At 39.9% G+C, this 13,418-nt stretch carries 25 protein-coding genes and 1 pseudogene; 5 read left to right on the top strand and 21 right to left on the bottom strand.

Annotated elements, in window-relative coordinates; translation table 11 throughout:
• Window positions 1-6: 6 nt before the first annotated feature.
• From BN1226_RS10955 to BN1226_RS10510, 5 genes and pseudogenes are all read left to right on the top strand, one after another.
• Entirely contained in the window at window positions 7-1,344 is a 1,338-nt protein-coding gene (locus BN1226_RS10955; RefSeq protein ID WP_052506670.1) for a phage tail protein, read from the top strand.
• Window positions 1,341-1,991, top strand: a complete 651-nt coding sequence (locus tag BN1226_RS01165; protein WP_052506669.1) for a DUF4376 domain-containing protein — start codon at window positions 1,341-1,343, stop codon at window positions 1,989-1,991. The genes BN1226_RS10955 and BN1226_RS01165 overlap by 4 nt, the downstream gene beginning before the upstream one ends.
• Complete coding sequence (locus BN1226_RS01160; RefSeq protein ID WP_044469648.1) at window positions 1,984-2,469, top strand: hypothetical protein; 486 nt, start codon at window positions 1,984-1,986, stop codon at window positions 2,467-2,469. The genes BN1226_RS01165 and BN1226_RS01160 overlap by 8 nt, the downstream gene beginning before the upstream one ends.
• A gap of 85 nt (window positions 2,470-2,554) precedes the next feature.
• The gene (locus tag BN1226_RS10950) at window positions 2,555-2,725 is read left to right on the top strand and encodes a hypothetical protein (protein WP_420835332.1); all 171 of its coding nucleotides are present in this window, start codon (window positions 2,555-2,557) and stop codon (window positions 2,723-2,725) included.
• Window positions 2,673-2,936 (top strand): annotated as a pseudogene (locus tag BN1226_RS10510) (hypothetical protein); the annotation flags it as partial. The gene BN1226_RS10950 and the pseudogene BN1226_RS10510, both read left to right, overlap by 53 nt.
• 218 nt (window positions 2,937-3,154) lie before the next feature.
• Here the strand turns inward: BN1226_RS10510 and rplQ are convergent.
• The 21 genes from rplQ to rpsC all read right to left on the bottom strand — a co-directional run bounded on the left by rplQ (window position 3,155) and on the right by rpsC (window position 13,416).
• Window positions 3,155-3,541 (bottom strand): 50S ribosomal protein L17, encoded by a 387-nt coding sequence (gene rplQ / locus BN1226_RS01150; protein ID WP_005759610.1) that lies wholly within the window; start codon window positions 3,539-3,541, stop codon window positions 3,155-3,157.
• A 34-nt stretch (window positions 3,542-3,575) separates the two neighbouring features.
• On the bottom strand, window positions 3,576-4,565 hold the full coding sequence (locus BN1226_RS01145) for a DNA-directed RNA polymerase subunit alpha (protein ID WP_005759608.1): 990 nt from the start codon (window positions 4,563-4,565) through the stop codon (window positions 3,576-3,578).
• A 32-nt stretch (window positions 4,566-4,597) separates the two neighbouring features.
• Window positions 4,598-5,218: a 30S ribosomal protein S4 gene (rpsD, locus tag BN1226_RS01140; RefSeq protein WP_005759597.1), complete on the bottom strand. Its 621-nt coding sequence runs from the start codon at window positions 5,216-5,218 to the stop codon at window positions 4,598-4,600.
• Between the two features lie 29 nt (window positions 5,219-5,247).
• A complete protein-coding gene (gene rpsK, locus BN1226_RS01135; RefSeq protein WP_005701868.1) occupies window positions 5,248-5,637 on the bottom strand; it encodes a 30S ribosomal protein S11 in 390 nt (129 codons plus the stop codon).
• A 15-nt stretch (window positions 5,638-5,652) separates the two neighbouring features.
• On the bottom strand, window positions 5,653-6,009 hold the full coding sequence (gene rpsM, locus BN1226_RS01130; RefSeq protein ID WP_005759625.1) for a 30S ribosomal protein S13: 357 nt from the start codon (window positions 6,007-6,009) through the stop codon (window positions 5,653-5,655).
• Between the two features lie 138 nt (window positions 6,010-6,147).
• Window positions 6,148-6,261 carry a 50S ribosomal protein L36 gene (gene rpmJ, locus BN1226_RS01125; RefSeq protein WP_005759601.1) on the bottom strand — a complete coding sequence of 38 codons (114 nt, stop codon included), beginning with the start codon at window positions 6,259-6,261 and terminating at the stop codon, window positions 6,148-6,150.
• Between the two features lie 29 nt (window positions 6,262-6,290).
• Window positions 6,291-7,616 (bottom strand): preprotein translocase subunit SecY, encoded by a 1,326-nt coding sequence (gene secY / locus BN1226_RS01120; protein ID WP_005759587.1) that lies wholly within the window; start codon window positions 7,614-7,616, stop codon window positions 6,291-6,293.
• 7 nt (window positions 7,617-7,623) lie between these two features.
• Entirely contained in the window at window positions 7,624-8,058 is a 435-nt protein-coding gene (rplO, locus tag BN1226_RS01115; RefSeq protein WP_044469647.1) for a 50S ribosomal protein L15, read from the bottom strand.
• A 4-nt stretch (window positions 8,059-8,062) separates the two neighbouring features.
• A complete protein-coding gene (gene rpmD, locus BN1226_RS01110) occupies window positions 8,063-8,242 on the bottom strand; it encodes a 50S ribosomal protein L30 (protein ID WP_005759616.1) in 180 nt (59 codons plus the stop codon).
• 6 nt (window positions 8,243-8,248) lie between these two features.
• The gene (gene rpsE, locus BN1226_RS01105) at window positions 8,249-8,749 is read right to left on the bottom strand and encodes a 30S ribosomal protein S5 (protein WP_044469646.1); all 501 of its coding nucleotides are present in this window, start codon (window positions 8,747-8,749) and stop codon (window positions 8,249-8,251) included.
• A 15-nt stretch (window positions 8,750-8,764) separates the two neighbouring features.
• A complete protein-coding gene (rplR, locus tag BN1226_RS01100; RefSeq protein ID WP_005759611.1) occupies window positions 8,765-9,118 on the bottom strand; it encodes a 50S ribosomal protein L18 in 354 nt (117 codons plus the stop codon).
• A gap of 13 nt (window positions 9,119-9,131) precedes the next feature.
• The gene (gene rplF, locus BN1226_RS01095; protein ID WP_044469645.1) at window positions 9,132-9,665 is read right to left on the bottom strand and encodes a 50S ribosomal protein L6; all 534 of its coding nucleotides are present in this window, start codon (window positions 9,663-9,665) and stop codon (window positions 9,132-9,134) included.
• A gap of 15 nt (window positions 9,666-9,680) precedes the next feature.
• A complete protein-coding gene (rpsH, locus tag BN1226_RS01090) occupies window positions 9,681-10,073 on the bottom strand; it encodes a 30S ribosomal protein S8 (RefSeq protein ID WP_005759599.1) in 393 nt (130 codons plus the stop codon).
• Between the two features lie 36 nt (window positions 10,074-10,109).
• Window positions 10,110-10,415: a 30S ribosomal protein S14 gene (gene rpsN / locus BN1226_RS01085; RefSeq protein WP_005759628.1), complete on the bottom strand. Its 306-nt coding sequence runs from the start codon at window positions 10,413-10,415 to the stop codon at window positions 10,110-10,112.
• An 11-nt stretch (window positions 10,416-10,426) separates the two neighbouring features.
• Window positions 10,427-10,966: a 50S ribosomal protein L5 gene (rplE, locus tag BN1226_RS01080; RefSeq protein WP_044469644.1), complete on the bottom strand. Its 540-nt coding sequence runs from the start codon at window positions 10,964-10,966 to the stop codon at window positions 10,427-10,429.
• Between the two features lie 17 nt (window positions 10,967-10,983).
• A complete protein-coding gene (gene rplX / locus BN1226_RS01075; protein ID WP_044469643.1) occupies window positions 10,984-11,295 on the bottom strand; it encodes a 50S ribosomal protein L24 in 312 nt (103 codons plus the stop codon).
• Window positions 11,296-11,310: 15 nt separating this feature from the next.
• On the bottom strand, window positions 11,311-11,682 hold the full coding sequence (gene rplN, locus BN1226_RS01070; protein WP_005759632.1) for a 50S ribosomal protein L14: 372 nt from the start codon (window positions 11,680-11,682) through the stop codon (window positions 11,311-11,313).
• Between the two features lie 154 nt (window positions 11,683-11,836).
• Window positions 11,837-12,094 carry a 30S ribosomal protein S17 gene (gene rpsQ / locus BN1226_RS01065; RefSeq protein WP_005759643.1) on the bottom strand — a complete coding sequence of 86 codons (258 nt, stop codon included), beginning with the start codon at window positions 12,092-12,094 and terminating at the stop codon, window positions 11,837-11,839.
• The gene (gene rpmC / locus BN1226_RS01060; RefSeq protein ID WP_005759637.1) at window positions 12,094-12,285 is read right to left on the bottom strand and encodes a 50S ribosomal protein L29; all 192 of its coding nucleotides are present in this window, start codon (window positions 12,283-12,285) and stop codon (window positions 12,094-12,096) included. The genes rpsQ and rpmC overlap by 1 nt, the downstream gene beginning before the upstream one ends.
• Window positions 12,285-12,695, bottom strand: coding sequence for a 50S ribosomal protein L16 (gene rplP / locus BN1226_RS01055; protein WP_005759634.1), 411 nt, complete (start codon window positions 12,693-12,695; stop codon window positions 12,285-12,287). The genes rpmC and rplP overlap by 1 nt, the downstream gene beginning before the upstream one ends.
• 13 nt (window positions 12,696-12,708) lie before the next feature.
• On the bottom strand, window positions 12,709-13,416 hold the full coding sequence (gene rpsC / locus BN1226_RS01050; RefSeq protein ID WP_005759657.1) for a 30S ribosomal protein S3: 708 nt from the start codon (window positions 13,414-13,416) through the stop codon (window positions 12,709-12,711).
• Window positions 13,417-13,418: the final 2 nt, after the last annotated feature.

Genomic DNA, 13,418 nt, shown 5'->3' with positions numbered 1-13,418 from the left:
CGATAAATGAAAACTTTATTACCTGAAATTAATTCCGCCGACAAGCGCTTTCACGCGGGGAATCCAGCAACTGGCGAGCAAGGCACACGTGTGACAGACACGTGGCTGAACGACGTGCAAGACCGTGTGCGCGACGTGCAAGCCGAAGCGCATTATGTGTTGGGAAAAGCGGGTTTTAAACCTGTAGAAAATAAGCAAACTCAGCTTTATGAGGCTATTGTTAAGATTATTGATGATAACCGTAAATCCGCCAGCACAACGCAAAAAGGCGAAGTGTGGTTGACGAGTGATACGGGGTTGGACAGCGAAGAACTAGGATTAACAGCTAAAGCTGGTAAAGCACTAGCACAAGGCATCGCCATCTTACGCCTTGCGCTGAATAACTACATCCCAAACAGTAAAAAATCCAATGCTGTGGATAGTAATAGTGCTGACACAGTAGCAACGAGTCTTGCAGTTAAAACTGCTTATGATTTAGCCAATACTAAAGTCAGTAAAAGTGGTGACACTATGACTGATGTATTAATATTTGACACTAAAAATTGGGCACAGACAAAATACACAACGCAAGGAGGTATCTGGCGCTTTGAGGTAGCTCCTGCTGGCGATCTTGCCTCAAATACAGCAAGATTTAATTACGTGTTTGTTGATAACACTGGCGCCGAAAGATCGCGCATCGCATTTAATCAATCGACAGGCACATCAATTGTCGCGTATCAAGGCTGGGTGGGTGATAATTATCTACCATTATCTGGTGGCTCATTAAGAGGCGAATTGTCATTACCGACACTCAAAGTCACCGCTAATAATACTGGCAAAGGCATCGAGATTGGCGATGACGCTATTGTTGCTGACGTAAAATTATCTAATAGTGTTGGCATTGTCGGTAAACAACAAGCCGACAAGGGATATATTAGTTTCGGCTACAATGCAGCAGCAAGTAAGCCACTAGCCTATATAGGCTATGACGGCAAAAAATTACATACGAGCGATATATTGTATCAAGGTAATACCAAGTACGCATTAGTGACAGATATCCCTAATCTAACATCGGAGTCCGTATATGCAAGCCATTATGATGGCGCCAAGGTGTTAAAAATTAAGACCACTAACACAGGCTGGAAAATCATTAAAATGCAAGTAGATAAGATGACTGTGCCAGGTGACGGAGTACTCACTTTAAATTTGCCTGAGGCAACAACCGATGCTGTAATAAGTGCTATTGATAATGGCAATGCTCGCTTTAGTTATGGCGGTAAAATGGACGGCACAAACAAAATTAAAATTTACGCACCCAAAAACGCTATCGTTGGGATAAACATTATCATTATCGGAGGCTTATGATGATAAAACAATTTAATTTAGCTTTAAAAATATTTGATGATATCCACACTCAAGCAAATGATGATATAGAGTTAAGTGATGGATGGTATTTAGTTGATGATGACATGATAGACAACATATCTGCATCAATCACAGGCGGTGGAGATGTATGGTTAGATGATAGTGGTAAATTAACCTGTTCTGGTAAATCACCATCACCATTACACATATGGGATGGCTCAGAATGGGTTATCGACCACTCAAAAGAGACTGAATTAAAAGCACAACATATAGCTCAACTACGAGATAAAATTAACGAATTGAGAGACGTTAAAATCAACGGTGGCGTGTATGTAGAGGCGGTAGGTAAATGGATTGACACTGATGCTACTGCCGAACGTAATATTTTATCGGTAAAAGCCAGTTTTGACCTTTTCGGCGATATGGAGATTGCTTGGACTTGTGCGGATAATTCGATTTTGATGATTAACAAAGATAAATTAATGCAGATTTGGCAAGTATTAATGACAGCTAAAACAAGCAATCATGCTAATGCCTTACGGCATAAAGCAGCATTAGAGCAATCTGATAATCCAGCGGATTACAATTACACTGGAGGTTGGACTAAAACTTATGCAGATTACTTAGCGGAGCAAGCCAATGGCTAATCAATTATTTTTAGCATTTTACAAAGGCTCTGGTGGCAGTTTATGGGACAAACTCATTGACTTAATAATCCGCAAAACCACGCGCGGAAAATACTCACATTGTGAGCTGGTAATTGCAAAAACGGAGTTTATTACAGGCACTCATTATGAGTACGAGACAACATATCATTGCTATACTTCATCGCCACGAGATGGCGGTGTGCGTTGCAAGGTGATTGATTTGAGGACGGGGGACTGGAATTTATTGCCGATAAATTCTAGCCTCGAACAACAAATCCTAACCTATTATGCGCAAACCAAAGGTGCACGTTATGACTACTGCGGCGCGCTAGGCGTGATTTTGGGGATTAAACAAAAACGTAGTAAATACTTCTGCTCAGAGTGGTGTTTTAATGCAATCACAGGACGTACCGATGGGTGGCGATTTAGTCCGAACCAATTAGCCGTCATTTTTAAAGGGATCTATCATGACAGATAAACTCATCAATGCAGCAGTTGCAGCTATTGCAGCAAAAGCACATACTGACAATAAGCAAGCAAAATAAGTTTACAAGGAGCGTGCTATGTTTAAACAAGCTCCGATCCCTTTTATCGGTCAAAAACGAATGTTTTTACAACATTTTGAGCGATTATTAAATGATAACATCCCTAATGATGGTGACGGTTGGACGATTGTGGATGCCTTCTTATTTGTGTACACATCAGGAGAGCTACGGTCAGCAACGCTATTTTGATTTGATTGATTTTCTACGCCTAATCCATCTAACTCGTCCACCTTTTGTGTTTTTTAGCTCAACCAAATCGGAGTTCGTCCGCTTTATTGACGCAATGATCACCGACCAATGGGACAACTGGCAATCTTTCGCTAATTACGAGCGCATAGCCGTTAAAACATCAACCTCATATAGTGGCAAGTATGAGGATAATATGGTTTACAAGTTCTAAACTGTAAAATTTAAACGCCCTTTAATGATGATTTAAAGGGCGTTTTTGTTTAGTTTAAATTTGAGGTTTATTTTTCATAATAGTTTAATTATTTATGCAAAATAAATTTCGATTTTATGCAAAAAGATTTGCGAACTTATATTAGATCGAACCTACACAATAAAATAGAAAAGAAAAAGCTCGCATTTAGCGAGCTTTTTAATAGCATAACTTAATAATTATTCCGCAACTGTTTCAACAGCTACTTCTGGGCGATCTACTAACTCAATGTAAGCCATTGGCGCATTATCACCTGCACGGAAACCACATTTCAAAATGCGAGTGTAACCACCTGCACGTTGAGCAAAACGTGGACCTAATTCATTGAATAATTTAGCAACAGTTTCAATGTTGCGTGTACGAGCGAAAGCTAAACGACGGTTTGCTACGCTGTCTTCTTTTGCTAATGTAATTAACGGTTCAACTACACGACGTAATTCTTTAGCTTTAGGCAAAGTAGTCTTGATAATTTCGTGACTAACTAAAGAACTTGCCATATTACGGAACATCGCTTGGCGATGACTGCTATTACGGTTTAGTTGACGACCACTCTTACGATGGCGCATGATCTTATCCTTCTCAGAAAAATCGACCTAGAAACTAGTCTTCAGCAATGCTTGCTGGAGGCCAGTTTTCAAGGCGCATACCCAGTGATAAACCTCGAGAAGCAAGTACATCCTTAATTTCAGTAAGTGATTTCTTACCAAGATTAGGTGTTTTTAATAACTCAACTTCTGTACGTTGTACTAAATCACCGATATAATGAATTGTTTCTGCTTTCAAACAGTTAGCAGAACGAACTGTCAACTCTAAGTCATCAACAGGACGTAACAGAATCGGATCGAATTCTGGTTTCTCTTCCTTAACTTCAGGTTGACGAACATCACGCAAATCAACGAATGCATCTAGTTGCTCTGCTAAAATTGTTGCCGCACGACGAATCGCTTCTTCAGGATCAATAGTTCCATTTGTTTCTAACTCAATAACTAATTTATCTAAGTCAGTACGTTGTTCAACACGTGCTGCTTCAACATTATAAGCAATACGGTCAACCGGACTATATGTAGCATCCACTAATAAACGACCGATAGGTCTATCTTCGTCTTGGGCATGTACACGTGCTGATGCAGGTACATATCCTCTACCACGTTGAACACGAATACGCATATTAATAGATGCATTTTCATCAGTTAAATGACAAATAACATGTTCAGGGTTTACGATTTCAACATCACCATCATGAGTAATGTCTGCAGCAACAACAGGGCCGATTCCAGACTTGTTTAATGTCAGAAAAACATCATCTTTATTCTGAACTTTAACCGCTAGGCCTTTTAGGTTTAGAAGAACTTCAAGAATATCTTCTTGAACACCTTCTTTACTACTATATTCGTGCAATACGCCGTCAATTTCTACTTCAGTTACAGCACAACCTGGCATTGAAGATAGAAGAATGCGACGTAATGCATTACCTAGAGTATGACCAAAGCCACGCTCTAACGGTTCTAAGATCACTTTAGCATGAGTTGCGCTGATTTGCTCAATATCTACTAAGTGTGGCTTTAAAAATTCTGTAACAGAACCCTGCATTTTATCCTCTCTTTGCATCTAAGCTTTAACTATTATTTAGAATAAAGCTCAACGATCAGATGTTCGTTAATGTCTGCTGATAAATCAGAACGTTCAGGAACACGTTTGAAAACACCTTCCATTTTAGCAGCATCAACTTCTAACCAAGTTGGTTTTTCTTTTTGTTCTGCTAATTCTAATGACGCTTTAATACGTGCTTGTTTTTTAGATTTCTCACGAACAGCAACAACATCATTAACTGAAACTTGGAAAGATGGAATATTCACAACACGACCATTTACAACAATCGCTTTATGACTCACTAATTGGCGAGCCTCAGCACGAGTTGCAGCAAAGCCCATGCGATAAACAACGTTATCCAATCGACCTTCTAATAATACTAGTAAATTTTCACCAGTATTACCTTTTAAGCGGTTTGCTTCTTTATAGTAGTTACGGAATTGACGTTCTAAAATACCGTAGATACGACGAACTTTTTGTTTTTCGCGTAATTGACTACCATAGTCAGACAAACGCGGTTTACTAGCACCGTGTTGACCTGGTGCTGTATCAATTTTACATTTTGAATCAATAGCACGCACGCCAGACTTAAGAAATAAGTCTGTGCCTTCACGACGGCTTAGCTTGAGTTTTGGACCCAAATATCTTGCCATTTTCTTTCTCCAATTATCCTAACGTCTGACTAAACACGACGTTTTTTCGGTGGACGACAACCGTTATGAGGAATCGGAGTCACGTCTGTAATGTTCGTGATACGGAAACCCGCTGCATTTAATGCACGGATTGTTGATTCACGACCTGGACCCGGACCTTTAACCATAACTTCCAAGTTCTTTAAACCAAATTCTTTTACGACTTCGGCACAACGTTCTGCAGCAACTTGTGCAGCGAACGGTGTTGATTTACGAGAACCACGGAAACCCGAACCACCTGCGGTAGCCCACGCTAGTGCGTTACCTTGACGGTCAGTAATAGTCACGATTGTATTATTGAAAGATGCGTGAATATGAGCTACGCCATCTACAACTTGTTTTTTTACACGTTTACGTGCACGAACTGGTGTTTTAGCCATTAATATTTACCCCGACTATTTTTTGATCGGCTTACGAGGACCCTTACGGGTACGCGCATTAGTTTTAGTACGTTGACCACGTACTGGTAAGCTACGACGATGGCGTAAACCACGATAACAACCTAAGTCTAAAAGACGTTTGATGTTAAGTGTTACTTCACGACGTAAGTCACCTTCAACGGTAAATTTACCAACTTCGTCACGCAGTTTGTCAATCTGCTCTTCAGACAATTCGCTGATCTTAACATCTTCAGCAATACCCGCTGCAGCACAAATAGCTTGTGAGCGTGTTTTACCGATACCGTAAATTGCTGTTAAAGCGATTACAGTGTGTTTATGATCAGGAATGTTAATGCCTGCAATACGGGCCACTATGCACTCCTATTTTTAACTAATTTGGTAACACTGATCTTGAAAAGCCCGTTTCAGGATACTCAAACAGTGTACCAAGGACATAAATGAGTTGAGCAGTATAACTGCTCAACTGGTTCTTTGCAAGAGAATTATCAATTAACCTTGACGTTGTTTATGTTTAGGGTCGCTGCATAATACACGCACAACACCTTCACGTTTAACAATTTTGCAGTTACGACAAATTCTCTTAACGGAAGCACGAACTTTCATTGCTTATCCCTTTTTATCTTTAGGACAACTTATTGTCCAAAACCTCTTAGGTTTGCTTTTTTCAACGCAGATTCATATTTTGTAGACATTAAATGACTTTGAATCTGTACGATGAAATCCATAATTACCACTACAACAATCAGTAAAGAAGTACCACCGAAATAGAATTGTACATTCCATGCTGACATCATAATGTAAGGAACCAAACACACGAATGTAATATATAAACCGCCAATTAGGGTTAGGCGAGTCATAATTTTATCAATATAGCGTGACGTTTGTTCACCTGGTCTAATTCCGGGTATGAATGCTCCAGATTTTTTTAAATTATCCGCTGTATCACGAGGATTATATTGCATTGCAGTATAGAAAAAACTAAAGAAAATAATTGCAATTGCATAAACAATCAAATATAAAGGCTGGCCTGGTGACAATAACATTGACAAATCAGTTAACCATTCAAGACTTGAACCTTGACCAAACCACTGCGTTAAAGTTGCAGGGAAAAGAATGATGCTTGAAGCAAAGATAGCAGGAATTACACCAGCCATATTTACTTTTAAAGGTAAGTGAGTTGAATGACCACCTAAAATTTGACGACCTTGCTGACGTTTTGCATATTCAACTTTAATTCTACGTTGTCCTCTTTCAAAGAAAACAACGAAATAGGTTACTGCGAAAACAACTACGGCAATCAATAAAAGAACTAATAGATGCATTTGCCCTTGACGAGCCTGCTCAATAGTTTGACCTATAGCGGCTGGAAGTCCAGCAACAATACCTGCAAAAATGATTAAAGAAATACCATTACCAATACCACGTTCTGTGATTTGTTCCCCTAACCACATAAGAAACATTGTTCCTGTGACTAAGCTGATAACAGCAGTAAAATAGAAACCAAAACCTAAATTTGGAACTAGGCCAGGTAACATATTTGGCAAACCAGTTGAAATTCCTATCGCTTGTAAAGTAGCAAGACCTAATGTTGCATAACGAGTATACTTACTAATTTTACGACGACCTGATTCACCTTCTTTTTTTAATTCATTTAAAGCTGGATAAACCGTGGTAAGCAATTGGATAATAATAGATGCCGAAATATAAGGCATAATACCCAATGCAAAAATAGATGCACGGCTTAGAGCACCACCAGAGAACATATTAAACATATCAATGATGGTGCCTTTTTGTTGTTCAATCAATTGAGCTAACACGGCTGCATCAATACCAGGAACCGGAATGAAGGAACCAATACGGAAGACAATTAGTGCGCCTAATACAAAAAGTAATCTACCTTTCAGTTCACTACTTCCACTTTGAGTACTTCTACTTTGATAGCCTGGTTGCTTAGCCATTTGTTAATTATTCCTCAACTGAACCGCCAGCAGCTTCAATTGCTGCTTTAGCGCCTTTAGTTACACGTAAACCACGAACTGTTACAGCACCTTTAACTTCACCTGCTAAAATAACTTTAGCAAATTGAATATTTTTAGTGACTACATTAGCCGCTTTTAATGCTTCTAAAGTTACAATATTACCTTCTACTTTGGTTAAATCATTCAAACGAATCTCAGCAGTAACAGCTGCAATCATTGAAGTAAAACCAAATTTTGGTAAACGGCGGTATAAAGGCATTTGTCCACCCTCGAAACCACGACGAACACCGCCACCAGTACGAGATTTCTGACCTTTGTGACCACGGCCACCTGTTTTGCCTAAACCTGAACCAATACCACGACCTAAACGCTTAGCACTATGCTTTGCACCTTCAGCCGGAGCTAGAGTATTTAAACGCATTACTTTACTCCTCTACTTTAACCATGTATGAAACTTGGTTAATCATACCACGTACTGCTGGAGTATCAATTAACTCAACGGTATGGTGCATATGGCGAATACCAAGACCACGTAAAGTAGCTTTATGTTTCGGTAAACGAGCGATAGAACTACGTACTTGTGTTACTTTAATAGTTTTTGCCATTGTCAATTACCCCAAAATTTCATCAACGGTCTTACCACGTTTAGCGGCAACCATTTCAGGTGATTTCATATTTGCTAGTGCATCAATAGTTGCACGAACAACGTTAATCGGGTTAGTTGAACCATACGCTTTAGAAAGAACGTTACGAACACCTGCGACTTCCAATACTGCACGCATTGCACCACCAGCGATAATACCTGTACCTTCGCTAGCTGGTTGCATAAATACGCGAGAACCAGTGTGAACACCTTTAACAGGGTGTTGTAATGTACCTTCATGTAAAGCTACATTAATCATATTGCGACGTGCTTTTTCCATCGCTTTTTGGATCGCTGCCGGAACCTCGCGCGCTTTACCATATCCAAAACCAACGCGACCGTTACCATCACCCACTACTGTTAAAGCAGTGAAACTCATGATACGACCACCTTTTACTGTTTTTGATACACGGTTTACCGCGATTAGCTTCTCTTGCAGTTCACCAGCTTGTTTTTCGATGTTTGCCATCTGAAATTACCTCTATTAGAACTGTAGACCAGCTTCACGGGCAGCGTCCGCTAAGGATTGGACACGACCATGATATTTAAACCCAGAACGATCGAAAGCTACGTCTTTAACGCCTTTCGCTAATGCACGTTCAGCTACTAGTTTACCAACTACAGCTGCTGCATCTTTGTTACCGGTATATTTAACTTGCTCACTAATTGCTTTCTCTACTGTTGAAGCTGTGGCAAGCACTTCTGAACCGTTTGGTGCGATTACTTGTGCATAAATATGACGTGGAGTACGGTGAATAACTAAACGTGTTACACCTTGCTCTCTCATCATATGACGGGCACGAGCTGCACGACGGATACGAGCTGATTTCTTATCCATAGTGTTACCTTAATTATTTTTTCTTAGCTTCTTTCGTACGAACCACTTCATCAGAATAACGAACACCTTTACCTTTATAAGGTTCAGGTTTACGGTATGCACGAATATCTGCAGCAACTTGACCGATTAATTGTTTGTCAGCACCTTTTAACACGATTTCGGTTTGAGATGGACACTCAGCAGTGATACCTGCCGGTAAAGCATGCTCTACTGGGTGAGAGAAACCTAAGCTTAACGCAACTACGTTGCCTTTAACTTGTGCTCTATAACCAACACCCACTAATTGTAACTTCTTAGTGAAGCCTTCAGTAACACCGATAACCATTGCATTAACTAATGCGCGAGTAGTACCAGCTTGTGCATTCGCTTCAACTCCATTATTACGAGGAGAGAAAGTTAGTGCATTATTATCTTGTTTAACTTCAACAAAGTTATGAATGGTACGAGTTAATTCACCATTTTTACCTTTTACTGTTAGTAGCTGACCGTCAATTTTTACATCAACGCCGGCAGGAATACTAACAGGTGCTTTTGCAACACGAGACATTTTCCTACCTCTCTATTAAGCTACGTAACAAATGATCTCACCGCCTAAACCAGCTTGACGAGCTGCACGGTCAGTCATTACACCTTTAGATGTAGATACTACAGCAACACCTAAACCGCCCATTACTTTTGGTAATTCGTCTTTACGTTTATAAATACGAAGACCAGGACGGCTAACACGTTGAATACTTTCTACAACTGGTTTGCCTTGGAAATATTTTAAAGTAATTTCCAATTCAGGTTTTGCACCTTCTAAAACTTTAACGCTTTCGATATAACCTTCAGCAGCTAATACGTTGGCAATAGCCACTTTTAGCTTGGATGAAGGCATACTGATCGCAACTTTGTTCGCAGCTTGACCGTTACGAATACGAGTCAACATATCTGCGATTGGATCTTGCATACTCATTGTGCTTTTTCTCCGATTCCAAAATAAAGTGGTAAATTACCAGCTAGCCTTTTTAAGGCCCGGGATTTCGCCACGCATTGCAGCTTCACGAACTTTAATACGGCTTAAACCAAACTTACGTAAAACACCATGAGGACGTCCAGTTTGGCGGCAGCGGTTACGTTGACGGCTTGGACTTGAATCACGTGGTAAAGTTTGTAACTTTAACACTGCATCCCAACGTTCTTCATCTGAAGATTTTTCATCAGAGATGATACGTTTTAATTCTACACGTTTAGCATAAAATTTTTCAGCCAATTTAACGCGTTTTACATCGCGTGCTTTCATTGATTGTTTAGCCATTGTAACCTGCCTTATTTACGGAATGGGAAATTAAAGGCAGCAAGTAGTGCTTGACCTTCTTCATCATTCTGAGCAGTAGTTGTGATAGTGATATCTAGACCACGTACACGATCTACTTTATCGTAATCGATTTCAGGGAAGATGATTTGTTCACGCACACCCATGCTGTAATTACCACGACCATCGAATGATTTCGCACTTAAACCGCGGAAGTCACGAATACGTGGAACAGCAATTGTAATTAAACGTTCTAAGAAATCCCACATACGTTCACCACGTAGTGTTACCTTACAACCGATTGGATATCCCTGACGGATTTTAAAGCCAGCAACAGATTTACGAGCTTTAGTAATTAAAGGTTTTTGACCGCTGATTGCTGTTAGATCTGCTACTGCATTATCTAAAAGTTTTTTGTCGGTCAATGCTTCACCCACACCCATATTCAGGGTAATCTTTTCGATTCGTGGGACTTGCATGACAGATGCGTAGTTGAATTTAGATTTTAATTCATTAACTACTTGATCTCTGTAGTAATCATGCAGTTTCGCCATCGCATTACTCCAGTTTGTTAAATAATTTCATTGTTAGATTTGAAGAAACGTACTTTTTTACCTTCTTCGAATCTAAAACCTACACGGTCAGCTTTATTTGTTTTTGGATTGAAGATAGCAATATTTGATACATCAATTGCAGCTTCTTTCTTCACTAAACCACCTTCTTTTCCTAATGCAGGAACTGGTTTTTCATGTTTAGTAATGATTTTAACACCTTCAACAATCACTTTACCGTTTGGTAACACTTGAGTTACCTTACCACGCTTACCTTTATCTTTACCGGTAAGAACGATTACTTCATCATTTTGACGAATTTTTGCAGCCATTTGATTGCTTCTCCCTTACAGTACTTCTGGCGCTAAAGAGATGATCTTCATGAATTTCTCTGAACGAAGTTCACGAGTCACCGGTCCAAAAATACGAGTACCGATTGGTTGCTCTGAGTTATTATTTAAAATAACACATGCATTACCATCGAAGCGAATAACTGCTCCGTCTGGGCGACGAACACCCTTCTTGGTGCGCACAACAACTGCTTTTAAAACATCACCTTTTTTAACTTTACCGCGAGGAATTGCTTCCTTCACTGTAACTTTGATGATATCACCAATAGCAGCATAACGACGGTGCGATCCACCTAGAACCTTGATACACATTACGCTACGAGCCCCTGAGTTATCAGCAACATCCAGCATAGTCTGTTCTTGGATCATATTAGTGCTCCGTTAAAATTTAAATAAACCCTTTCGGGACGACACCTACCCATTCAGATAGACGGTGTATTATAACACTACTTTTTATGGATAGACAACACAAAAAAGTAAACGGCATTACACCGTTTACTTTTTATTATTTTATGCAGTGAAATTAAGCTTCAACAGCTTTTTCAACTACACGAACTAATGTCCAAGATTTAGTTTTTGATACTGGACGACATTCTTTAATCTCTACAGTATCACCAATTCTTGCTTCATTGTTCTCGTCATGCACGTGTAATTTAGTGGTACGACGGATAAATTTACCTAAAAGTGGGTGTTTCACTTTGCGTTCAATTGCGATTGTGAAAGATTTATCCATTTTATCGCTGATTACACGACCTTGCACAGTACGAATTTTATCAGTCATTACTCACCCGCCTTCTCGTTTAGTACAGTTTTAACTTGTGCAATATTACGACGCACTTGTTTTAACTGGTGGGTTTGTTGAAGCTGACCGGTAGCTGCTTGCATACGCAATTTGAATTGCTCACTTGACAAGTTAACCAATTCAGCATTCAGCTCTTCAACAGTTTTTGCACGTAGTTCTTGAGCTTTCATTACATCACCGTTTTAGTTACGAATGTTGTTTTGATAGGAAGTTTCGCAGCGGCTAAAGCAAATGCTTCACGTGCGATTTCTTCAGAAACACCATCCATTTCATAAAGTACTTTACCCGGTTGGATTAAGGCTACCCAGTACTCAACGTTACCTTTACCTTTACCCATACGGACTTCTAGTGGTTTTTCAGTAATTGGTTTGTCTGGGAAAACACGGATCCAGATTTTACCTTGACGTTTAACCGCACGTGACATTGCACGACGCGCAGCTTCGATCTGACGAGCTGTTAAACGACCACGGCCAATTGCTTTTAAACCGAAGGTACCGAAGCTCACATCTGTACCAATGGCAATACCACGGTTACGACCTTTGTGAACTTTACGGAATTTTGTACGTTTTGGTTGCAACATTTAACAGTTCTCCTTACTTACGACCTTTGCCGCGTGGTGCCTTTTTAGGCGCAGCAGGTTGTTGTTCTGGTTGTTGTGCAATTGCAGCCATACCACCAAGAATTTCACCTTTGAAGATCCATACTTTAACGCCGATAACGCCGTATGTAGTATTTGCTTCAGAAGTGTTATAGTCGATGTCCGCACGTAATGTATGTAGAGGCACACGGCCTTCACGATACCACTCAGAACGTGCAATTTCTGCACCACCTAAACGACCGCTAACTTCAACTTTGATACCTTTAGCACCTAAACGCATTGCGTTTTGTACTGCACGTTTCATAGCACGACGGAACATTACACGACGTTCTAATTGAGAAGCGATACTATCAGCTACTAATTTAGCATCTAGTTCAGGTTTTTTAACTTCAGCAATGTTGATTTGCGCTGGCACACCTGCAATTGCAGCTACTGCGTTGCGTAATTTTTCAACATCTTCGCCTTTTTTACCGATAACGATACCAGGACGAGCTGTATGAATTGTAACACGAATGCTTTTTGCAGGACGTTCAATAGTGATACGTGATACTGAAGCATTTGCTAATTCTTTGTTTAAGAATTTACGTACTTTGAAATCGCCGTCTAAATTATCAGCGAAGTCTTGTGTATTCGCGAACCAAGTAGAGCTCCAAGGCTTAACAATACCTAGGCGAATACCATGTGGATTGACTTTTTGACCCATTG

The sequence above is a fragment of the Mannheimia massilioguelmaensis genome (assembly GCF_000940515.1).
Classification (GTDB): Bacteria; Pseudomonadota; Gammaproteobacteria; order Enterobacterales; family Pasteurellaceae; genus Basfia; species Basfia bettyae.
The sequence above is the reverse complement of the archived record's forward strand: the minus strand, read 5'-3'. Positions and strand labels throughout refer to the sequence as shown.